The sequence below is a fragment of the Pseudomonas sp. P129 genome (genome assembly GCF_020312195.1).
Classification (GTDB): domain Bacteria; phylum Pseudomonadota; class Gammaproteobacteria; order Pseudomonadales; family Pseudomonadaceae; genus Aquipseudomonas; species Aquipseudomonas fragariae.
The window spans coordinates 97920-121084 of record NZ_JAGPYS010000010.1; the positions used below are offsets into that span (position 1 = coordinate 97920).

Below are 23165 nucleotides of genomic sequence, written 5' to 3' on the forward strand. Positions count from 1 at the left end.
ATGGACAAGTCTGCAGCAGAGCGTATCGCCCAGCGTTTCGTCGGCTTGCCCGTCGAACAGCGCCGGCAGATCCTCGCCAAGATGCACGAGACCGGACAGAGCTTCAAACTGCTGCCCATCGCCGTGACCCGGCATGCCGCAGCGCGTATTCCGCTGTCTTACGCGCAGCAGCGCATGCTGTTCCTCTGGCAGATGGAACCGGGCAACGCGGCCTACAACGTGCCCATGGCCGTGCGTCTGAATGGCGCATTGGACCGGCAGGCCCTGAGCGCGGCGCTGGACCGGCTGGTGCAACGCCATGAAACCCTGCGCACCCGCTTCGTGTCAGAGGACGGCTCGTTCTACCAGGAGATTCTCGAGCAGGCCACGGTCGCCCTTGAGTTCGCGTCGGTGGCGCCCGCAGACATCGAGCAGCAGGTACGCGCCGAGTTGCAACAGCCCTTCGATCTGCTGAGCGGTACGCTGCTGCGGGTCAAACTGTTCCAGCTGAGTGAACGCGAACACGTACTGACCGTGTGCATGCATCACGTGGTGTCCGATGGCTGGTCCGGCGAAGTGCTGATTCGCGAGTTCGTGCAGCTGTATCAGGCGCAGGTATCGGGGCAGCCAGTGCCGTTGCCTGCGCTGGCGATTCAGTACGCCGACTACGCGATCTGGCAACGCGCCTGGCTGGAGGCCGGGGAGGGCGAGCGGCAACTGGACTACTGGAAACAGCAACTGGGCAGCGAACATCCGCTGCTGAGCCTGCCACTGGACCATCCGCGTCCGCTGCAACCCAGCCATCGCGGTGCAATGGTGCGCGTCGACCTGCCGCAGCAACTGTCCGCGCAACTGAAAAGCCTGGCGCGAAACAACGGCCAGACCCTGTTCATGGTGACGCTGGCGGCGCTGTCGGTGGTGCTGTCGCGTTTCAGCGGGCAGTCCGACATCCGCATCGGCGCCCCCAATGCCGGGCGCACCCGCAGCGAGCTGGAAGGGCTGATCGGCTTTTTCATCAACACTCAGGTGCTGCGTGTGCAGGTGGACGAGCGGCAGAGCTTTGCCGAGCTGCTGGATCAGGTCAAGCAGGTGGTGACGGGCGCGCAGTCGCATCAGGAACTGCCGTTCGAGCACCTGGTAGATGCCCTGGCGCCGGAGCGCAATCCGGGTCACAACCCGCTGTTCCAGTTCAAGATCAATCAGCACGTGCTGGCGGCCGATGGCAACGGGCAGCGCGTGTCGGGCCTGACGGTCGATGAGTTCCCGATGGACAGCAGCGATGCGCGTTTCGATCTGGCCTTCGACTTCACCGACACGCCCGACGGGATACGCGGTTATTTCACCTACGCCACCGACCTGTTCGCAGCGCAGACCATCGAGCGTATCGCCGACGCGTTGCGCAGCGTGCTGCACGCACTGGTCTCTGACACCGACCGGCGTCTGGCCGATCATCCTCACGCGGTATCTTCGCCGGTCGCCGAGCAAACCCAGTACTTTGCCTGCACCGATTTTCTTAGCCTCTGGCAACAGGGCCTGCGTGCCGGGCGTGGCAAGACTGCTTTACGTGTGGGCCAGCAGGTGTTGAGCTTTGACGAGCTTGAGACACGCAGTAACCAATTCGCCCGCTACCTGCACGCCCAGGACATCAAACCGGGCATGACCGTCGCGCTGTGCCTGGACCGCTCCGTGGAATGGGTGGTCAGCCTGCTGGCGGTGCTGAAGCTGGGCGCGGTGTACCTGCCACTGGACAGCGCGCAACCGGCCGAGCGCTTGCAGCAACTGGCCCGTGACAGCGGCGCCGTGCTGCTGGTGCATGCGCCCGATGACGACAAGGCCGCGCGGTTGGGCGTGTGCCCGGTGCTGGCGTTCGATGCTGCGCTGTGGGCCGCTGTCGACAGCCAGACGCTGGACGTTCGGGTGCTGCCCGGGCAATCGGCGTACATCATCTACACCTCCGGCTCCACCGGGCAGCCCAAGGGCGTGGTGATCAGCCACGGCGCGCTGGCCAACTATGTGCAGGGCGTGCTTGAGCGCCTGGCATTGAACGACGGGGCGAGCATGGCGATGGTGTCGACGGTCGCTGCCGACCTGGGACACACGCTGTTGTTCGGTGCGCTGGCGTCCGGCCGGACGCTGCACCTGCTGTCTCACGAACAGGCGTTCGACCCTGACGGTTTTGCGCGTTACATGGTCGAGCATCAGGTTGACGTACTGAAAATCGTGCCCAGCCATTTGCAGGGCCTGCTGCAGGCCGCCAACCCGGCGGACGTGCTGCCTGGGCAAGTGCTGATTCTGGGCGGCGAGGCCAGCGCCTGGGCGTTGATCGAGCAGGTGCGTGCGCTCAAGCCGGGCTGCCGGATCATCAACCACTACGGCCCGACCGAAACCACGGTCGGCATCCTGACCCACGAAGTGGCCGGGCCTCTCAGCGCCTGCCGCAGTGTGCCGGTCGGTCAGCCGCTGGCCAACGGTAAGGCGCGGGTACTGGACGCTTACCTCAATCCGGTGGCCGAACGGGTGGCCGGTGAACTGTATCTGGGCGGGCGCGGGCTGGCGCAGGGTTATCTGGGCCGTGCGGCAATGACCGCCGAACGCTTTGTGCCGGACCCGGACGCCAATGGTCAGCGCCTGTACCGTGCAGGCGACCGTGCGCGGTGGGTGGACGGCGTGCTGGAATACCTGGGCCGTGCTGACGATCAGGTGAAAATCCGCGGCTACCGGGTCGAACCGGGTGAAGTCGGCCAGCTTCTGCAAACCCTGGACAACGTGGCCGAAGCCGTGGTGCTGGCGCAGCCGCTGGAAAGCGATGAAACACGTCTGCAACTGGTGGCCTATTGCGTGGCAGCGGCCGGCATGAGCCTCAATGTCGACAAGCTGCGCGAGCAATTGGCGGCTCGCCTTCCGGAGTATCTGGTGCCCGCGCAGATCATGCTGCTGGACAGTCTGCCACTGACCGCCAACGGCAAGCTCGACAAGCGCGCCTTGCCCAGACCCGGCGTGGTCAAGCAGCGTTACACCGCACCGGTCGGCGAGATCGAGGAAAAGCTCGCCGCCGTGTGGGCGGACGTGCTGAAACTGGAGCAGGTCGGCAGCACCGACAACTTCTTCGAACTGGGCGGCGATTCGATCCTCAGTCTGCAGATCATCGCCCGCGCCAAGCGCCAGGGCATCAAGCTCAGCCCCAAGCAATTGTTCGAAAAACAGACCATCGGCCAACTGGCTTCGGTGGCAAAACTGATTCAGAAAAAGCCCGCCGCCGTGGCAGAGCAGATCAGCGGTTCGTTGCCGTTGCTGCCGATTCAGGCACGCTTCTTCGAACTGGACATCCCCGAGCGTCAGCACTGGAATCAGGCGCTGATGCTCAAGCCTTTGCAAACGCTGGAGGCCTCTTATCTTCAGGCTGCATTGACTGCGTTGGTCGAACAGCACGATGCGTTGCGTCTGGGTTTCACCCGGCAGAGCGGCCAATGGCAGGCCACCTTCGGCGCGCCGAACACTCGCGAGCTGCTCTGGGCCCATGAGCTGGACAGCATCGAGCGCTTGCCTGAACTGGCCGATGAGGCGCAACGCAGCCTGGACCTGAAAAACGGCCCGCTGTTGCGTGCCGTACTGATCAACCTGCCGCAGGGCGAGCAGCGCCTGTTGCTGGTGATTCACCATCTTGTGGTGGACGGCGTGTCATGGCGGGTGTTGCTGGAAGACCTGCAACAGGCGTACATCGCACTGGCAGCAGGTCAGCCAGCGCTGCTGCCGGCGAAAACCAGCTCGCTGCAAGCCTGGGCCGAGCATCTGCAGGCCTACGCGCACAGCCCGGCGCTGGAGCAGGAACTGGGCTACTGGCAGGCGCAATTGCAGGATGTCAGCGATGCCTTGCCGTGTGATCATCCGCATGGCGGCCAGCAACAGCAGCATGCGCTGTCGGTGGTCACCCAACTGAACAGCGAACTGACCCGGCAACTGCTGCAGGACGCCCCGGCGGCCTACCGCACGCAGATCAATGACCTGCTGCTGGCCGCGCTGGCGCGGGTGGTCAGCCGCTGGACCGCGCAACCGCATGCGTTGATTCGTCTTGAAGGCCACGGCCGCGAAGACCTGTTCGACGCACTGGACCTGAGCCGCACGGTGGGTTGGTTCAGCAATGTGTACCCGGTCAGGCTCACCCCGCAGGCCTCGCTGGCCGATTCGATCATGACCATCAAGGAGCAACTGCGCGCAGTACCCGACAAGGGCGTCGGTTATGGCGCATTGCGTTACCTGGGCCGCGAATCGGCGCGGCAGACCCTGCAAGCCCTGCCGCTGGGCAGCATCGTGTTCAATTACCTGGGGCAGTTCGACGGCAGCTTCGACGCACCAGAGGCACTGTTCACACCCTCGGCCGACAGCAGCGGTGCCTCACAGAGTGCCGATGCGCCGCTGGCTGCGCCGATCAGCATCAACGGTCAGGTCTATGCCGGTGAGCTGCGCCTGAGCTGGACCTTCAGTGGCGCGGTGTTCGAGCGCGAGACCGTGCAGCGTCTGGCCGATGAGTACGCCGCCGAATTGCAACAATTGATTGCCCATTGCACCACCGAAGGCGTGGCCGGGGCGACTCCGTCGGACTTCCCGCTGGCGCGCCTGAGCCAGTCACAGTTGAGCAGTTTGCCGATAGCTGCCGGGCAGATCGAAGACCTCTACCCGCTGGCACCGATGCAGCAGGGCATGCTGTTCCACACCTTGTTCGAGCAGGAGGCGGGCAATTACATCAACCAGATGCGCATCGACGTCAGCGGTCTGGACGTGCCGCGTTTCCGCGCCGCCTGGCAGGCCACGCTGGATGCCCATGAGGTGCTGCGCAGTGCTTTCATCAGCCATCTGCAGCCAGCGCTGCAAGTGGTCTTGCGTGATGTGCGCATGCCTTTTGTCGAGCTGGATGCGCGGGGGCAGTCGTCTGACTGGATCGACCAATGGGCCGATGCCGACCGCCAGCAGGGTTTCGATCTGGCCCAGGGGCCGTTGCTGCGCCTGGCTGTAGTGCGCACCGGCGAGCAGAGCCATCAACTGATCTACACCAGCCATCACATCCTCATGGACGGCTGGAGCAGCTCGCGTTTGTTAGGTGAAGTGCTGCAGCGTTATAGCGGCCAGACACTGCCTAGGCAGGTCAGCCGCTATCGCGACTACATCGAATGGTTGCAGCGCCAGGATGCCGGGCTCAGCGAGCGTTTCTGGACCGGTCAGCTGGCCAGACTCGATGAGCCCACGCGCTTGGTGCAGGCCTTCAAGGCGCCTGAGAACGGCGAGGGGCACGGTGATTACCTGCACTTGATCGACGCCGAGAACACCCGTCAACTGAGTGAGTTTGCCCGCGAGCAGCGCGTGACCCTCAACACACTGGTGCAATCGGCCTGGCTGCTGGTGCTGCAACGCTACACGGGGCAGTCCAGCGTCACCTTTGGCGCAACCGTGGCCGGGCGTCCGGCGGACCTGCCGGGTGTCGAGGAGCAGCTCGGGCTGTTCATCAATACTCTGCCGGTGATCGCCAGCCCACGTGCAGAGCAGCGCGTGGCGGAGTGGGTGCAACAGGTGCAGGCGCAGAACATCGCCTTGCGAGAGCACGAACACACGCCGCTGTACGAGATTCAGCGTTGGGCACGCAGCGCTGGCGAGGCGCTGTTCGACACTATTCTGGTGTTCGAAAACTACCCGGTGTCCGAAGCCCTGCAACAAGCTGCGCCGCCGGGGCTGGTGTTCGGCGGTCTGCATACGCAGGAGCAGACGCATTACCCACTGACGCTGGTGGTCAATCTCGGTGAAACCCTGTCGTTGCGCTTCAGTTACGCCCGTCAGTACTTCAGCGAGCAGCAGATGGCGCAATTGTCGGCGCATTTCCAGCAGGTCCTGCAGGCGCTGACGCATGACGCGCAGGCGGCGCTTGGCGAACTGGCGCTGTTGAGTGACAACGAGCAGCAGCATGTGCTGCGCGAGTGGAACGCCACAGCCGCAGACTTCCCCAGCGAGCAGTGCCTGCACAATCTGATCGAAGCCCAGGTGCGTGCGACACCGGACGCTCCGGCACTGATCTTCGCCGCCGAGCAGATGAGCTACGCGCAACTCAACGCCCGCGCCAATCAGCTTGCACATCGCCTGCGTGAGTCGGGCGTCGGTCCGGACGTGCTGGTGGGGATCTGCGTCGAGCGCAGCCTGGAACTGGTGATCGGCCTGCTGGCGATCATCAAGGCCGGTGGCGCTTACGTGCCGCTGGACCCGGATTACCCCGAGGATCGGCTGGTTTACATGATGCAGGACAGCGGGATTGGTCTGCTGTTGACCCAGACGGCGTTATTGGAGCGTTTGCCGGTTCCGCCCCAGGTGCAGAGCCTGTGCCTGGATCAGCACGGCGACTGGCTGGAAGGTTACAGCACCGCCAACCCGGTCAACCTCAGCCACCCATTGAATCTGGCTTACGTGATTTACACCTCGGGTTCGACCGGCAAGCCCAAGGGCGCGGGCAACAGCCATCGTGCGCTGGTCAACCGTCTGCACTGGATGCAGAAGGCCTACGCGCTGGATGGCAGCGATACGGTTCTGCAAAAGACGCCGTTCAGTTTCGACGTGTCGGTCTGGGAGTTCTTCTGGCCGCTGATGACCGGCGCACGTCTGGCCGTGGCGCTGCCGGGTGAGCACCGCGACCCCGAGCGGCTGGTGCAGACCATCCGTGAGCATCAGGTCACAACGCTGCACTTCGTGCCGTCGATGCTGCAGGCGTTCATGACTCATCCGCAGGTGGAAAGCTGTAACACGCTGCGCCGAGTGGTATGCAGCGGTGAAGCACTGCCTGCCGAACTGGCCGCCCAGGTGCTCAAGCGTCTGCCGCTGGCCGGTCTGTACAACCTGTATGGCCCCACCGAAGCGGCCATCGACGTGACCCATTGGACGTGCAGCACGGATGACATCCTCAGCGTGCCGATCGGGCGGCCGATCGACAACCTGAAAACCCACATCCTCAACGACGGCCTGCTGCCTGCCGCACAGGGCGTGGCGGCGGAGTTGTATCTGGGTGGCGTCGGTCTGGCACGTGGTTATCACAACCGTGCCGCGCTGACGGCCGAGCGTTTCGTGCCGGACCCGTTCGACGAGCAGGGCGGCGCCAGGCTGTACCGCACCGGCGATCTGGCGCGTTATCGCGACGCAGGTGTCATCGACTACGCAGGGCGTATCGACCACCAGGTGAAGATTCGCGGCTTGCGCATCGAACTGGGCGAAATCGAAGCGCGTCTGCATGAGCATGCCGCTGTGCGTGAAGCCACGGTGATCGACATCGACGGGCCGTCCGGCAAGCAACTGGCGGCTTATCTGGTGCCAACCGATGCCGCTGAGGCGCCGGACGTTCTGCGCGAGCGTCTGCAGGCCCACCTCAAGGCTCACGTGCCGGATTACATGGTGCCGGGCTACTTTGTCTTTATCGATTCGATGCCGCTGACCGCCAATGGCAAGCTGGATCGCAGAGCACTGCCGAAACCGGACGTGGCCCGCTCACAGCAGGGTTACGTGGCGCCGCGTACGGCATTCGAGCAACGTCTTGCTGCGTTGTGGGAGCAGGTGTTGCACGTCGAACGGGTCGGGCTCAACGATAACTTCTTTGCCTTGGGCGGGCACTCGCTGCTGGCGGTTTCACTGGCGGGCAGGATTCGCGAGACGTTCGATATCTCCATCAAGCTGCATGACTTGCTGTTGCTGCAGACCCTGGGTGAGCTCGCCGATTTCATGCGTGCCGATAAGGCTCGGGTCAAATCGGCGGTCATCGCCATGAACGCCAATGGCTCGACGCATGCGCCACTGTTCTGCCTGCCGCCGGGCGGCGGTGGCACCTATTCGTATTACCCGCTGGCGGGCAGGTTGAGCGACAGCCGACGGGTTTACGGGTTGGTCAACAAGGCCTACGTGGTGCCGGGCTGGTTCGATACGTCGTGGCAGGACATGGTCGACTACTACGTCGAACAGATCCGCATGACCCAGCCGCACGGGCCTTACAACCTGCTGGGCTGGTCGATGGGCGGCGCGCTGGCCGTCGAGGTCGCGCATGTGCTGGAGCGCGCTGGCGAGGTGGTGAGCTTTCTCGGGCTGGTCGACACCCAGCTACCGGCATCGGTGGGCATGCAATGGGTCGAAGAGGACCCGCAAGTCACCACGCAGCAGCAGGGCGAAAACTACTACCGCAGCCTGATCAAGAGCCTGCAGGCCTTTGTGCCGGGCTTGCAGGAGCAAACCATTGTCGACCTGATCGAAAACACCCGGCAGTCGGTGAGCGGGGAGAGTGAAGTCATTGATCAGGTGATCGAGCAGATCGCACTGCAACATGCGATGAACGTCGACAGCCTGCGCAGCATGTTCCAGGACATCGCGGTGCAGGACGAAATCGAAACCGGTTACAAGTTACTGGAAGCCAACGCAAAACTCAGCCAGGCGTTTACCTTGAAAACCCTCAATGTGCAGGTCGATTGCTGGTGGGCAGGGCAGAGCCGTAAACCGGGGCAGATTGCCAAGGCCGAAGCGGTGCTGCTGGAACAGTGCTCGGTCAACGGACTGCGCAGCTCGACAACGATCGATCAACGGCACGACAACCTGGTGATCGCGGAAGCGTTTCTGCAGGGGCTTGCCGAGCGTTTGGTGTGACGCAGAGCGTCACGAACGGCATTCCCACGCTGGAGCGTGAGGAACGATGGGTGTCTGGACTGGGATGTGATGGATGATAAGCGTCCTGAAGAACACTATCGTGCCCATGCTCCGCGTGGGCATGCCTTTCTGGACGCTCTGCGTCCTCTCTTGAGTGCGTGGTGCGGCGTAGCTGGTGTGACGCAGAGCGTCACGAACGGCATTCCCACGCTGAAGCGTGAGGAACGATAAGCGTCCTGAAGAACACCATCGTGCCCATGCTCCGCGTGGGCATGCCTTTCTGGACGCTCTGCGTCCTCTCTTGAGTGCGTGGCGCGGCGTAGCTGGTGTGACAGAGCGTCACGAACGGCATTCCCACGCTGGAGCGTGAGGAACGACAGGTATCTGGGCTGGAGCGTGCCTTTCTGGACGCTGTTGATCACGAGGGGCGAGCGTCGCTTAAAAATCACCGCGCAGGGTCAGGACGTAGTTGCGTGGGTCGCCGTAGTAGTTGCCGCGGTCGATGTCGCCGGTGGCCTTGTAGTATTTGCGATCCAGCAGGTTGTTGCCGTTGAGCGCCACCGTCCAGTGTTCGTCGATTTTCCACGCGACCCGCGCATCCCAGATGGCCCGGCCAGCGTTATCGATGGGCTGGGTCGATTCGTGTTCCGAGTAGCCGCTCTGCGCCGAAACCCCGCCGCCGATGGTCAAGCGACGCCAGGTGCCGGGCAGGGTGTAGCTGCTGGTCAGGCGCAACATATGCCGGGGTGTTTCCGCTGAAATCGATTGCCCGTCACTGCCGCGGGTGATGTTGAACGTGTAGCCGGCCAAGGTCTGCAATCCCGGTAACGGCTCGCCGCTGATTTCCATGTCGATGCCCTTGCTGCGCCGGATATCACCGTTCAGGTAGCAGGTCCCATAGGCATCATTGCTAACGCACTGACCAGCATTGGCATCATCCTCGACGGCCACATCCTTCTGCTTCACATAGAACAGCGCCAGTGACACATTCAGACGTTTGTCGAACAGCTCGCCCTTGATTCCGGTTTCATGGCTGGCGCCGATGGCCGGATCAAGCAGTGTGCCTGATGCGGTTCGATAGGCGCTTTGCGGCAGGAAAATATCCGTGTAACTGGCGTACCACGACCAGTCCCGGTTGAGGTCGTAGATGACCCCCGCAAACGGGGTGACCTGATTGTCCTCCTGGGCGCGACGGGTCACGCCTGCGGACCTGGTCTGATAGTCATAGCTGCTGACCCGGCCACCCATCACCAGGCTCAACGACTCTGTCAGGCTCAGGCGCAGGTTGCTGTAGACGCCATAGCGCTTGTCGCTGTAGTCCGTGCTGCTCCAGGCCGGACGCGCAGGTTCGGCAATCGCGTCGTGGTCGGGGCTGAAGATAGCCAGCGGTTGATTGGCGTTGACCGTGGCATAGCGCGACTCGCGTTTCTGTTCGGACCCGTTGCCGCCGACGGTCAACTGGTGACTCAGGCCAAAGGCGTCGAACCGGCCATCCAGGTGCGCGTCGATGCCATTGCTATGAATATCGTCCGAGCGGAACAGGGTTCTGACCAGCCGGGAACCGCTCTGCGTCGCTGGATCAATAGCGCCCTGTGCATAGGCGACCTTCTGATCGAAAGCGCCATCGGAGTGGGTGGCAGACAGTGTGCCGCTCCAGTTGTCGTCAAAGCGGGTTTCCAGCTCGCTGAACACTTCGTCGGTACGGGTCTGGTGGCGGTTCCAGTGCTGGGCCAGCGACGTCGAACGCGGCAGGTCGATGGCCTTGCCGTTGCTGTAGCGAGGCAGACCGAAGATCGAAAAGCCCTGGGTGTCGGCGTTCTGATGGCGCACGCCCAGGGTCAGGGTGGTGTCTTCGCTCAGGTCGGTTTCCAGGATGCCGTAGAGCAACGGTGCGGTTTTCTGCAGACCATCGGTGAAATAGCCGCGGTCTTCATAGGACGTTACAAAACGCCCGCGGATGCTGCCTGAATCGTTGAGTTTGCTGCTGCCATCCAGATCGACCCGGTAGTTGTCCCAACTGCCTGCGCGGCTGGTGATCGACAACTGCGGCAGGGCGGTCGGGCGCTTGCGGACCAGATTGACCGCGCCACCGGGGTTGCCCGCGCCGATCAGCAAGCCGGCCGCGCCGCGCAGCACTTCGACGCGGTCGTAGATTTCCATGTCCGGGGTCATCCAGCCGGTCACGCTGTAACCCTGGCCGGCCACGCCATCGATGATGTAGCTCTCGTCCTCCAGCGCGAAGCCCCGCGAACTGAAGACATGAGAGCCGAAATTGCGTTGGGAAAAGGTGATGCCGGGCGTCTGTGCCATCACCTCGTCGAGGCCGGTGAGGTTTTTGTCGTCCATCACCTGGCGGGTCATGACGGTAACCGACTGCGGCGTTTCGCGCAGCGACTGAGCCGTCTTGTTGATACTCACGCCAGTGGCCGCATACGAGCCGCTGCCCTCGGAGGTGATGCCGAACGAGTCGCCCTTGATCGCCACCGGCCCGAGATTCATGGTGTGTGCGGAGGCAGCAGCGCCAAGGGTCAGGGTGTTGTCTTCAAGACTGTGCGCTACGTTGGCTTTTTTCAGCAGATCGGCAACTGCCTGTTCGGGCGTCAGCCTGCCATGCACCGGGCTGCTGAGCTTGCCGTTCAGGTCGTCGGGGTTATAGAGGATTTGCAGATCGCACTGGCGGCCCAATTCCTTCAGGGCACTGCTCAGCGTCTGGGCCGGTATATCGAACTCGAATTCCTCCGCCAGCGCCTGCCCCTGAACACTCAACGCCAGCACCAGCCCCACACCGCCCAGACGCAGGCCGAGCGTTTTCACGCGGCCTGTGCGCAGACGGCTGGAGGATGTTTGCATGGGAGGGATGGCTCGTTGAGATCAATGGCGAAGGATAATGCATTTGCGGTGGAGTTGGTGGTATGCAGATGTTTGCTGAGTGTCCCGGCCCCCAGCGTTCCGCTCGCTCAAACGCTCATGGGCCAGTATGTTGTCCAAAAATGCATCGTCTGAACTACAGTCTTCGCGAACAAGTTCGCTCCCACGGCCTTCGGCCAGAATCAAAAGCGGGCTTGTGTATAACGCTGAATGCAGAGCGTAGGCGCTAGAATCACGCCTATCGTTTACTTAGATCAGAAATCCCCCCGCAAGGTCAGGACGTAGCTGCGCGGTTCGCCGTAGACGTTGGAGCGGTCGGTGGCGATCGAGGTGGTGTAGTACTTGCGGTCGAACAGGTTTTCGGCGTTGAGTGACACCTTCCAGTTTTCGTCCAGTTTCCACGACGCCCTGGCATCCCAGATGGCCCGGCCGGCCACGCCCAGCTCCTTGTTGGACGGCACTTCGTAACCCGAATCCGCCGACACTCCAGCACCCAGGGTCAGGCGGTTCCAGGCACCCGGCAGGTTGTAGCTGGTGTTGAGGCGCAGCATGTGTTTCGGCGTTTCGTAAGCCACATCCGAGTCGCCGTTGTTGCGCAGCATGTTGAAGGTGTAGCCGCCGAACACTTGCAGCCCCGGCAACACTTCGCCGCTGGCCTCGACATCGACGCCCTTGCTGCGGCTGATGCCGTCCTGCAGGTAGCAGGAGCCGTCGGAGCTGGTAGGGCACAGTTCAGTGGTGTTCACATCAACGGCAGCTACATCTTTCTGCTTGATGTAGAACAGCGCCATCGACAGGTTCATGCGCTTGTCGAACAGCTCACCCTTGAAGCCGGTTTCGTAGTTGGAACCGATGGCCGGGTCCAGTGGCGAGCCGGCGGAGGTTACGTAGTTGGCCTGTGGCGTGAAGATGTCGGCATAACTGGCGTACCACGACCAACTGTCGTTGATGTCATAGATGACGCCCGCGAACGGCGTGAATTCCTGAGTCTGCTTGGATTCGTAACTGTTTGCCGCACCGGTTTTGACGTCGTACTTGTAGTCATACCAGCTGAGGCGCGTGCCAAGCACCACGCTCAACGGTTCGCTCAGGTGAATGCGCGTGTTGGCGTACAGGCCCGCGCGTTCTTCGGTGGTGTCGATGTCGGTTTGCCAGGCTGGACGGGCTGGTTTGGCGAAAGCGCTCTGATCGACATCGAAGACGTTGACGGCGGTGCGCCTGGTCACGGTCGCCTGATGCGTGTTGGCGTTCTGCTTCGACCAGTCGGCACCCAGGGTCACCTGATGTTCGAGGCCGAACGCGTTGAAGTTGCCTTCCAGCTGGCTGTTCAGACCGACGCTGTCGACCTCGTCCTTGCGAAACAGCGTGCCCTGAAAGTTGGAGCCCGCCAGCGTCACGGGATTCACTGCGCCCCGTGCGAAGGCAATGTTCTGATCGAAGCCACCCTGGGAATAGGTCAATGACGTGCGGCTGGTCCAGTCTTCATTGAAGCGATGCGCGACTTCGGTGAACACCTCGGTCATGTCGCTTTCATGGCGGTTCCACTTCTGCGCCAGGTTGGTCGAGCGTGACAGGCCCAGCGACTGGCCGTTGCTGTAGCGCGGCAGGCCATAGATCGAGTAGCCGTTGATGACCTGCTCCTGACGACGCAGGCTCATGGTCAGGGTGGTGTCGTCGCTCAGGTCGGCTTCGACGATGCCGTACAGCAGCGGCGTGCGGCTGTCGCGACCGTCCAGGTAAGAGCCGCTGTCATCGTAGGCCGCGACCATGCGCCCGCGCAGGGTGCCGGAATCGTTGAGCTTGCCGCTGCCGTCCAGGTCGACCCGGTACTGGTCCCAAGAACCGGCGCGGGTGGTGATCGAGAATTTGTTCTCGGCGGTCGGGCGTTTGCGCACCAGGTTGACCGCGCCGCCGGGCTGACCGGCACCGACCAGCAGCCCTGACGCGCCGCGCAGCACTTCCACGCGGTCGTAGATCGCCATGTCCGGCTGCATCCAGCCGGTGATCTGATAGCCCTGGCCGCCAATGCCGTCGACCAGGAAGCTTTCCGCCAGCAACGAGAAGCCACGCGAGGTGTACACGTGGCCGCCGAAGTTGCGGTACTGGAAGGTGATACCCGGGGTGTCTTCCAGCACGTCGCTGAGGCTGGTGAGGTTGTTGTCATCCATGACTTGCCGGGTCACCACGCTCACCGATTGCGGTGTTTCGCGTAGCGATTGCGGTGCACCCTTGCCGATACTCACCGCGCCGGTGGTGTAGGAACCGGTGCCGTCGGTGGTGGTGCCCAGGTAATGCGAGTCGATTGCGGTCGGGGCCAGATTGACCGTGCCCGTCGTGTTCGAATCGTCTGCGACAGTTTCCTGCGCCTGGCCGGCCACCGGCATGCACAGCGCAAGACCCATGGCCGCCATGGATGGCCGGGAGCGGAACATCTGACTGAGCATCAACGCTTTGCTGAGCGGGGTGAGTCGTGACGGGTTGTGCATGAATTGGCTCTTTCCAGTGAGTATCGGCAAGGAGATCGGGGGCGTCGTTCAGGTCTGCGCAGTCGGGTCCAGCCGTCGACCGGGCAGGCATGAGCCACTTTTTTATGGGGCGGTGCGCGAGAGATGGCTGGGCACGCAATTCGCTGTTAATGAGAACGAAAGCGAATAACGTTTATTTAATGGTTTTTTCAAAATCCACGAAAAAAGATGGCGCTTGGCTAGTAATTGAGCGTGGCGCGGAATGCACAGGCAAAAAAAAGCCCCGCTCGCGGGCTGGCCGGGCGGGGCGTTCCAGGCTTGGATGAATCACGCCGGAATGGTTTTGTCGCGGGTTTCGCTGTGAACCTGTTCGACCTGAATCTGCCCGGTCTGCATCCGCACCAACTGATCGGCAACGTAGAAATAGCGGTCGTCATGGGAGATCACGATGATGGTCTTGCCCTGTTGCTTCAGTTCCGGCAGCAGCTCGGTGTAGAACACGCGACGGAACGCCGGGTCCTGATCGGCGGCCCACTCGTCGAAGACCAGCACCTGACGCTCGTCCAGCCACGCATTGATCAGTGCCAGACGCTTGCGCTGACCGGTCGACAGATCGGTGGTGGTGAAGACACCGTTCTCGATGCTGACCTTGTGCGCGATGTCCAGGCGCTCCAGGTACTTGCCCGCGTCCTGCGGCAGCGCGGCCTGGCCCTGCAACGGCTCGTCGAACAGGTAGTAGTCGGCGAAAATCGTGGTGAACAGCTGGCGGTAGTCATCCAGGTTTTCCGCGGTAACGGCCTGGCCATTCAGGCGGATCTCACCCTGTTGCGGGGTGTACAGGCCCAGCAGCAGCTTGATCAGCGTGGTCTTGCCACAGCCGTTCTCGCCGACGATGAACACGATGTCGCCCTGTTTGATGCTCAGGTCGACCGGGCCGAGGTGAAAGGCGTCGCTGCCTTCGACCGGCGGGTAGTCATAGCGCAGGTTGTGCAGTTCCAGCGTGTGCATGCTGGCCAGCGACGTCGGGCGGTCACTGACCAACAGGTGCGGTTCGGGGCTGGAGAATTTCCACGACAGCTCGGCGATGCGGCGCATGGCGATCTGCGCGCGGCTGATGCCGGGCAGGGCAGTCATCAGGCGCTCCAGCGGGCCTTTCATGTACAGCATCACCAGCACGAAGCCGCCCAGCACGGTTTTCTCGGTGGTCGGCCACATGGCCTGGAAGGCGATGGCCATGCCGATCACGGCAAAGAACAGCATCGAGCCGAAGGTTTCTGCGCTGACGAAGATGTTGGCAGCGCGAATGTTCGAGCGGCAGATGTGTTCAGTGGCCCCGTGAATCTTTTCGTCGAGCATGTTCTGACGACGTTTGCGCTGAATGCGCAGCTCCTTGGCGCCTGCGGACAGCGCCTGGTAGTGCTTCTGCAATTCGTCTTCGCTGTTGCGCGCCGCCAGAATGCTGCGCATGCCGAACGCATGCGCCAGGTATTGCGCGCCGGTGCCGAGCACCACGGTGAGCACTGTCAGCGCCAGAATCTGCCAGGACAGCACGGCCAGATAGGCCAGGCAGCCTAGTGTGACAGTAAACGAAATCACCATCGGTGCGACCGACAGGGCAAAGGTGCTGATGGTGTTGACGTCGTTGAGCAGCACCGGGATCAGGCGGTGCGCGCGATAGCGTTCCAGCTGCTCGATGGGCGCGACCAGCACCTTGGCCGCCAGCTCGCGGCGCAGGTTGGCGACGACTCGCTGGCCGACGTAATTGGTCGACAGGTTGGACAGGGTCGAACACGCCAGGGTCAGCACACACAGGCCGGCGAACAGCAGCGCGGTCTGCGTGTCCGGCCCGCCTGGCCTGTTCATCGCGTTGTTGATGGTGGCCAGCAGGCCGGTGACGCTCAGGCCGCTGACAATCCCCAGCAAGGTCGACAGCGCCACCAGCCACCAGAACGGCTTGAGGATTCTCAGGGTTTCCCGGGCGAGGCTTTCAGTTGTGCGGGTCATGGTGTGTCTCGTCAGTGTCCGTGAGTGCGGCTTGGGCTGGTTCAGGCCGGGGGCGCATGAAGTCCGTCAGAGGTCGCGGGCGACCCGGAAACCCAGCCAGTCACCCCGTACATCCGGCTGGCGGCTGTTGCGGTTGCCGGAGCGCGAGAAGATCGGCGCTTCGGTCCAGTCATTGCCGCGAATCATCTTCCAGGTGCAATCACCGGCCAGCCACGCGCTGCCATCGGTGGGCGCGCCGTTGTAGTTGCTGGTCTCGCAATCGGCGGTCCACTCGTAGACGTTGCCGTGGGCGTCGTAGATGCCGAAATCGTTGGGGCTGTAGCTGCCGGCAGGCGCTGTGTAGCTGAAACCGTCTTCCGGGCCGTAGGTGTTGGCGTGTTTGGCAATGCTGTAGGGCTTGCCTTCGTCCATCGGAAACGGGAACGAGCCCTTGCTGCCGCCGCGTGCCGCGTATTCACGCTGGGCTTCGCTGACCATGTGGTAGGACTTGCCGGTTTTTTTCGACAGCCATTCGACATACGCCTTGGCTTCGTTCCAGTCCATGCACACCGCAGGCTGACGCGGGCTCAGCGGGTAGCGCGGCTTGCCGGCCTTGCACTCGCGGCCCGGCCGGGTATCGCCATCCGGCATTTTGTAACCGGAGCTTTTGATATAGGCGGCCCATTCGCCAGCCAGTACCTGAAAGCGGCTGATGGCGAACGGTTTGGCGAAGGTCACGTCATGCAGCGGGCCTTCGTCCGGCTGACGACCCAGTTCCTCTTCGGGCGCACCCATGGTGAAGGTGCCCGCAGGCAGCACGACCATTTCCGGGCAGTCCTTGCAGTCCTTGAACACCTTACCTGGCGCGGATACCGGCGTGGCGGCCAGGGCGCTGTCGCAGAGCAGAAGGCCGAGCAGGGCGGACAGGGGCAGCAGTGTTTTTTTCATGTCGGGTCTCGATGGAAAACGGAAAACAGGTGATCGGTTCGGGCGTGTCAGGCGCGCCGGGCGAGCAGTGTCATGAAACGATCGATTTCGGCTTCGCTGTTCAGCAGTCCCGGCGCGGTGCGCACCACGGGGCCGACGTCGCGACTTACCGCGTCAACGACCATGCGCTGCTTCATCAGCCAGGCCGCCACGTCGTCGCACGACTGGCCCTTGAGCCGGAAGAAGCTGAAGCCCGCCGACAGCGCAGGGTCCACCGGCGTCACCAGCTCGACATTGGGCTGGGCCTTGAGGCGCTGCTTGAGGTAACTGTTGAGCTGGTGAATGCGTGCCTGCACATCGGCCTTACCCAGTTGCAGGTGCAGTTTGAAGGCCTCGTTCAACGCCCAGCGGTGTTCGAACGAGTGATACCCACCGGGCGTCATGATCGTGCTGAAACCGGTGGCTTCCGAGAACGTCGGGATCAGCGGCGTGAGGTCCTTGACCTGTTCCGAGCGTGCGCAAACGATGCCGGTGCCGCGCGGGCCAAACAGCCACTTGTGGGTGCCGGCGACATAGAAGTCGCACTTCATCTCCGGGAAATCGAGGTTCTCGACGCCAAAGCCATGCACGCCGTCGACCACGTAGAGAATGCGCTCCTGGTCGTCACGGTTACGGTTGTGTTCCTCGACCAGATCGCCGATGGCCGCGATGGGCAGTTTCACGCCGCTGCCGGACTGCACCCAGGTCATGCCCAGCACCCGCGTCTTCGGCTGAATGCTGCGCGCGATGGAGCCGATGATTTCATCGGCCGAGACGGTCGCCGGGTCCTTGAACAGGCGAATCTTGCGCACCTGCGTGCCGTCGCGCTGCTGACGGAATTTGAGGATATCGCGGACGCAGGAATGCTCGTGTTCGGTGGTCAGAATCTCCTGATCCGGGCGCACATGGAGACCGCCGTAGATGATTGCCAGGCCTTCAGTGGTGCTGCCGGTCAGGGCGATCTGGCCGGGTTGGGCGTTCAGGTACTTGCCCGCCCAGACGCGAACCTCGTGTTCGCGGCGCTCGGTCTCTCCCAGGTCCCAGTCCATGGCCAGACCGGGATTACGGTCGATATGCGCGCGATACTGTTCGATGGCCTGGCGAACCGGAGCAGGGTGCGAGGTGACCAGAAAATTGGAGAGGTGGACGTAATCCGGGTCCTGATTGAACAATTGTTTCAGGCGCGTCCATTTGTCCGTGGAGGCCGGCTGAGTCGCTGGCGTCACGGCTGCCGTTGCAAGGCCGGAGCCCAGGGGCAGGGCTGCCGCGAGCAGCCCGGCCTGTTTGAGGAAGGTTCTGCGATCAGTCATGAGCGTCTGCGCCTGAGGATCGGGTAGCGGCGTTTGAGAGATTCATGTGCTTCACATCCGGACGAGCAGCAGCCTGAACCTGCTCCCAGACGCGCAGGAAATTGCCGCCCCACAGCTTGGTGATATCCGCCTCGGCGTAGCCGCGCTCGATCAGTTCGGCCGTCACGTTGCGGATTTCGCTGACATCATTGAAGCCTTTCACACCGCCGCCATCATTGAAGTCGGAGCTGATGCCGACGTGGTCGATGCCGATTTTGCGGACGGTGTAATCGATGGCGTCGACGAAGTCCTGGACCGTGGCTTTGGGCTCCTCCTCGAGAATCGCGTACAGCTTGCTTGCATAGGCGCCGAAGCGTTGTTCCGGCCAGACGGTGATGATCGGGTCGCCTGGCATCAGCGCCATGGCCAGGTTCGGCAACGGCGGCAGGTCGAAGTCCTTGCGCAGCGCGTTGAGCTTGTCCTGGGTCTTCTGGCTCAGCGGCTTCAAATAGGCCGGAAACGCCACGATCTGTACCACGCCGCCGCTGCGCTTGATGAGCTGCAGTTCCTCGTCGCTGAGGTTGCGCGGGATGTCCACCAGCGCACGCGGCGTCGAGTGCGAGGCGACCATCGGCGTGCGGCTCAGCTCGCTGACCTGTTGCAGCGCCTTGCTCGACATCTGTGACACGTCGATGATCACGCCCAGATCGTTGAGGTGTTGCACGGCCTGCCTGCCGATCTCCGACAGGCCGCCCAGTGCGTCGGGCGTGTCATTGAGAAAGGGCAGGGGACGTGAAGAGTCGGCCCAGCTGTTATTGCCGACATAACTGAAACCGAACATGCGCATGCCGCGTGCGGTCCAGTGGTCCAGCAGGCTCAGGTCATTGCCCAGCGGGTAAGCGTTGAGCATGCTGATGAATATGGCAAACTTGCCTTCGCCGTGCAGGCGGCGCATGTCGTCCGGGGTGTAGGCGATGCCGACCTGATTGGGGAAGTCGCGAACCATGCCGGTGATGATTTTGTAACGCACTTCCTGCTGATGGCGTGCTTCGTCGACGAAACCGGGTGTCGGACGATGCGGGGCGTTGTCGCCGTTCCAGATCTCCGGCCAGCCGAATACCGTCAGTGCAGCCCCGGACAGGCGTCCGCGCGCGGCTTTCACCAGGTCGAATTGCCCCGAGCCGTCCTTGTCGGCTTCGTTGCCCTCGCTGCCGAATTTCATCGGCACGGTGATGTGGCTGTCGAAGGAAATGATCCGCTCCTGCAGGTCGTCGGCCTGTTGCATAACCTTGACCGGGTAGCCTGCTGGCGACCAGTAATTCCAGGCCAGAAAGCCCGCACCTGCACTGATGGCCAGGGCCAGCGGCAGGCCGATGAAGAGAGCTTTTTTCCAACGCGGTCTTGTCATTTCCGTCTCGTGTGGTTAACCGTTGCGCAGCCTGCGACGGCTGTTGCTATCTGGTGGAGAACGAGCGGATCGCCGATAAATTTAGCGCGGGGTCATGGATGTGTGTGCAGCGCTAAATTTGTCTGCCGGGTTTACGTTCTAGCTTGGATAACGGCTGTCTCGGGGCTGGAACAGGTAGGGTAATGACGATTTCTCGACGAGGGTTCATAGCGGGGCTGGCGCTGACCGGTGCGGCAGTTCCGGCAGCGTATTACGCGCATCGGGAACTCACCCGGGTCGACCTGCCCGAAACGCCGGGCGAAGCGACGGCGGGGCCTGCCGATACCGCCACTCAGCGCCTGGCCGACAAGCTGCGCGGGGTGTGGACCCTGCGTTTCGAGGGGCGCGATGCCGGGCTGAGCGGTGCGCCGCTCGAAGGCCTGGAAATGTTTCTCGACATTGCCCCGCGCGGTCGCGGCCTGCGCGGCTATATCGACACGGCCGAACGATTGCGCAGCGATGGACTGCCGCGTTTTCGGGTGATTGGCGATCTGCAACCGGCCAACGCCGCAAGACTCTACCTGCGGGTCATGGACGGCCATGCCGGCAATGACCCGCACAGCGACAACCCGGATTACGAATTCAGCCTGACCCTCGATGAAGTCTGGGGCGCATTCGGTAACGCAGGCAGCGGCACCCTGAGCGGGCGTATCGAACGTCTGGACCGAGCGCTGGCCCTGCCGGAACTGGAAAGCCGTCTGATCGCGATCAAGCAGGTGTTTCCAGAGGCGCGGGAAAGGGTCGGTCTGAGCCCGCCGTTTCTGGCCTGGCTGGTGTCCAGGGAGCATCGTCTGTTCCATCAGCTCTGGCATGCCTCGCGAGACAAATGGCACAAACTGCCCGAAGACAAGCGTGACGCCCTGCGCGGCATTGGCTGGCAGCCGGGCCCGCGTGAGCATGAGCGCGATGCGCGTGGCCCGCACAAGGACCGCAACGGCTCGGGCGAAGACTTCTTTTATATGCACCGGCACATGCTGATCCAGGCACGCAGGATTCAGGACTTGCCGTCATGGCCGCGCTTTCCACTGCCGCAGCCTGAGCTGGAGCGCGACCGGCTGGGCTTTGCCCGCTATTTCGACAATCACGACGGTTGTTCGCTGCCGCCCAACTGGCTGGCGCACGGTGACGAGGAATACACCCAGCTGGTCAGCGATATCAAAAGCCACGAGACGTTTCATACGCATTTTCAGGTCTGGGAATCGCAGTATCGCGATCCGCGCTTCTTGTCGAAGCTGACCTTGGGGCAGTTCGGTTCGCAGGTCGAGCTGGAACTGCACGACTGGTTGCACATGCGCTGGGCCTCGGTGGCCCGCGACCCGGCCAACGGCCAGCCGGTGCCGATGGCACGTCGTTCGGATGATTTTGCCGAGCGCTGGTTCGAGCCGGAAAACGACTTTCTCGCCGACCCGTTTTCATCGCACGTGAACCCGGTGTTCTGGATGTTCCACGGCTGGATCGACGACCGCATCGAGGACTGGTTCCGCGCCCACGAGCGCTTCCATCCGGGTGAAGTGAAGCGCCTGGAAGTCAACGGCGTGCCGTGGTTCGCAGCGGGCCGCTGGGTCGAAGTCAGCGACCCGTGGCTGGGGCCTGAAACGCACGGTTGCAGCACAGTGCCCGGCCAGACCGCAGGCACGACCATGGAAATGGACCCGGAAGTCATGAAGCTGGCGCTGCGCATCACCTTTGCGGCAGATGACAAACTGAGCAACCTGCTACGCCGCGTGCCCCGCAGGCCGTGGTATGCCCGGAATTTGTTGCCGGACAGGTGGTTCTGACCAACGGCAGTGGAGGTTATCGTTCCCAGCGCTCCGGCTTTGGAGTGCCGTCCATGACGTTCTGTGGCGGAAGAGGACGCGGAGCGTCCAGAACGGCATGCGACGCAGAGCGTCGCACGATAATGAGGTGTTCGCGCAGACCGACGCAGAGCTTTAGCACGGTAGTTGGGATTATCGTTCCGCACGCTCCCGCGTGGGAATGCAGGTCTCGACGCTCTGCGTCGCAAGAGGACGCAGAGCGTCCAGAACGGCATGCGACGCAGAGCGTCGCACGATAATGAGTTGTTCGCGCAGACCGACGCAGTGCTTCAGCACGGTAGTCGGGATTATCGTTCCTTGCGTGGCGCTCAGTGCACCTGCCAGCTCCCACCCAGTGCCTTGTACAGCGCAATGCTCGCCTGCAGGCGCGCCAGCCGCAGTTGCACACTGACATCCTGCGCCAGGTACAGCGTGCGCTGGGTTTCCAGTACGGTGAGCAGGTCCTCGGCGCCTTCCTGATAGCGGCTCTGGGCGATGCGGAAGGCAGTTTGTGCCTGTTTGAGTTCTTCTTCGTGCCAGTAGCGCTGTTGATCCAGGCCGCGAATGCTGTTCAGGGCTTTTTCCACGTCGGCGAAGCTGTTGATGATCGCGCCGCGATAGGTTTCCAGCAGTTCCTCCTGACGCGCTGTGGCCTTGTCGCGCTCGGCAGCCAGGCGGCCATTGTTGAAGATCGGCCCCACCAGCCCGGCAGCGAGGCTGCTGAACGGTGCACGCAGCCAGTCTTCGGCGCGGGTGTTTTCGGTGCCCAGCCTGGCGCTCAGGGTCAGTTTCGGCAGCATGGCGGCGCGGGCGACGGTGACATTGGCCTGTGCCGCTGCCAGGTCAGCCTCGGCCTTGGCCAGATCAGGGCGGCGGGTCAGCAACTCGCTCGGTACACCTGCGCCGATGTCCGGCCAGTTCAGGGTGTCGAAGGGCTGATCCGCGAGGTGCAGATTCTGCACCGGCTGACCGAGCAAGGCCGCCAGGGTGATCAACTGCTCGTTGGCCAGTTGCTGAACGCGGGGCAGTTCACGCTGCTGGGTTGCAACCAGATTCTTCTGCTGTGCCAGCTCCAGTGCCGTTGCCGAGCCCGATTCATAGCGGGTCTGCACCAGGCGCAGCACGTCTTGCGCGTTGGCCAGATTCAGCTCGGCAATCCGCCCTTGCTCGCGCGCCGCCAGGGTTTGCGCATAGCGGTCGGCGACGTTGGCCAGCAGGGTCAGCTCCACGGTCGCCTGATCGAACCGGCTGGCGCGCAGGCCTTGCAGTGCGCTGTCGCGTCCCGCTGCGATGCCGCCCCAGAAATCCACTTCATAGCTGGCGGTCAGGTCGCTGGTGAAATTGTTGGTGTTGTTGTCGTCGGAAGGGTTGGCCTTGCGGTCGCTGTTGCGCAGGAACCGGTTACGTTCGCCGCGCAGGTCAAAGGCCAGTTCCGGCAGCAAGGGCGCGCCGCCGATGATGGCGCTGGCCTGTGCCTGACGAACCCGCGCCATCGCCGCAGCGACTTCGTGGCTGTCGCGGCTGGCCTGTTCGATCAGGCGATCCAGCTGCGGGCTGCCGAACTGCTGCCACCAACGCACGTCGCTGCGCTGCGCGGCGGCGTTTTCGGCAAACGCCCAGCTTGCCGGTGGCTGGATGCCGCTGTCCGGCGGCGGGGCGGGTGTCTGGCAGGCGCTCAGCAACAGACAGGCAGTCAAAACGGAGAGACTCGGCTTCATTG

The 23165-nt window shown here is 62.9% G+C and carries 9 protein-coding genes; 2 read left to right on the forward strand and 7 right to left on the reverse strand.

From position 1 onward, the window contains the following. Window positions 1-8631 (forward strand): amino acid adenylation domain-containing protein, encoded by an 8631-nt coding sequence (locus KBY02_RS20585; protein ID WP_225650724.1) that lies wholly within the window; start codon window positions 1-3, stop codon window positions 8629-8631. 438 nt (window positions 8632-9069) lie between these two features. Here the strand turns inward: KBY02_RS20585 and KBY02_RS20590 are convergent, their stop codons facing one another. The 6 genes from KBY02_RS20590 to pvdM all read right to left on the reverse strand — a co-directional run bounded on the left by KBY02_RS20590 (window position 9070) and on the right by pvdM (window position 19610). Continuing rightward, window positions 9070-11481: a TonB-dependent siderophore receptor gene (locus KBY02_RS20590; protein WP_024660310.1), complete on the reverse strand. Its 2412-nt coding sequence runs from the start codon at window positions 11479-11481 to the stop codon at window positions 9070-9072. Between the two features lie 272 nt (window positions 11482-11753). Further along, a complete protein-coding gene (locus KBY02_RS20595) occupies window positions 11754-13985 on the reverse strand; it encodes a TonB-dependent siderophore receptor (protein ID WP_032654054.1) in 2232 nt (743 codons plus the stop codon). 306 nt (window positions 13986-14291) lie between these two features. Further along, the gene (locus KBY02_RS20600) at window positions 14292-15968 is read right to left on the reverse strand and encodes a cyclic peptide export ABC transporter (protein WP_024659945.1); all 1677 of its coding nucleotides are present in this window, start codon (window positions 15966-15968) and stop codon (window positions 14292-14294) included. A 66-nt stretch (window positions 15969-16034) separates the two neighbouring features. Further along, window positions 16035-16895, reverse strand: a complete 861-nt coding sequence (locus tag KBY02_RS20605; RefSeq protein ID WP_024650675.1) for a formylglycine-generating enzyme family protein — start codon at window positions 16893-16895, stop codon at window positions 16035-16037. Window positions 16896-16942: 47 nt separating this feature from the next. Then, window positions 16943-18223 carry an aminotransferase class V-fold PLP-dependent enzyme gene (locus tag KBY02_RS20610; RefSeq protein WP_024659946.1) on the reverse strand — a complete coding sequence of 427 codons (1281 nt, stop codon included), beginning with the start codon at window positions 18221-18223 and terminating at the stop codon, window positions 16943-16945. Then, window positions 18216-19610, reverse strand: coding sequence for a pyoverdine-tailoring dipeptidase-like protein PvdM (gene pvdM, locus KBY02_RS20615; protein WP_024659947.1), 1395 nt, complete (start codon window positions 19608-19610; stop codon window positions 18216-18218). Before pvdM ends, KBY02_RS20610 begins: the two co-directional genes overlap by 8 nt. 182 nt (window positions 19611-19792) lie before the next feature. Here pvdM and KBY02_RS20620 point away from each other — a divergent pair, with 182 nt between their 5' ends. Next, the gene (locus KBY02_RS20620) at window positions 19793-21427 is read left to right on the forward strand and encodes a hypothetical protein (protein WP_024650678.1); all 1635 of its coding nucleotides are present in this window, start codon (window positions 19793-19795) and stop codon (window positions 21425-21427) included. A 347-nt stretch (window positions 21428-21774) separates the two neighbouring features. On the opposite strand, the gene KBY02_RS20625 is transcribed toward KBY02_RS20620, so the two are convergent. Further along, on the reverse strand, window positions 21775-23163 hold the full coding sequence (locus KBY02_RS20625; RefSeq protein ID WP_024660359.1) for an efflux transporter outer membrane subunit: 1389 nt from the start codon (window positions 23161-23163) through the stop codon (window positions 21775-21777). Window positions 23164-23165 lie beyond the last annotated feature (2 nt).

What these genes read in the sequence shown, in the direction of transcription:
- KBY02_RS20610 (WP_024659946.1), bottom strand. Translation starts at nt 18,223, where the DNA reads ATGACTGATCGCAGAACCTTCCTCAAACAGGCCGGGCTGCTCGCGGCA.
- KBY02_RS20605 (WP_024650675.1), bottom strand. Translation starts at nt 16,895, where the DNA reads ATGAAAAAAACACTGCTGCCCCTGTCCGCCCTGCTCGGCCTTCTGCTC.
- KBY02_RS20600 (WP_024659945.1), bottom strand. Translation starts at nt 15,968, where the DNA reads ATGACCCGCACAACTGAAAGCCTCGCCCGGGAAACCCTGAGAATCCTC.
- KBY02_RS20620 (WP_024650678.1), top strand. Translation starts at nt 19,793, where the DNA reads ATGACGATTTCTCGACGAGGGTTCATAGCGGGGCTGGCGCTGACCGGT.
- KBY02_RS20625 (WP_024660359.1), bottom strand. Translation starts at nt 23,163, where the DNA reads ATGAAGCCGAGTCTCTCCGTTTTGACTGCCTGTCTGTTGCTGAGCGCC.
- KBY02_RS20595 (WP_032654054.1), bottom strand. Translation starts at nt 13,985, where the DNA reads ATGCACAACCCGTCACGACTCACCCCGCTCAGCAAAGCGTTGATGCTC.
- KBY02_RS20585 (WP_225650724.1), top strand. Translation starts at nt 1, where the DNA reads ATGGACAAGTCTGCAGCAGAGCGTATCGCCCAGCGTTTCGTCGGCTTG.
- pvdM (WP_024659947.1), bottom strand. Translation starts at nt 19,610, where the DNA reads ATGACAAGACCGCGTTGGAAAAAAGCTCTCTTCATCGGCCTGCCGCTG.
- KBY02_RS20590 (WP_024660310.1), bottom strand. Translation starts at nt 11,481, where the DNA reads ATGCAAACATCCTCCAGCCGTCTGCGCACAGGCCGCGTGAAAACGCTC.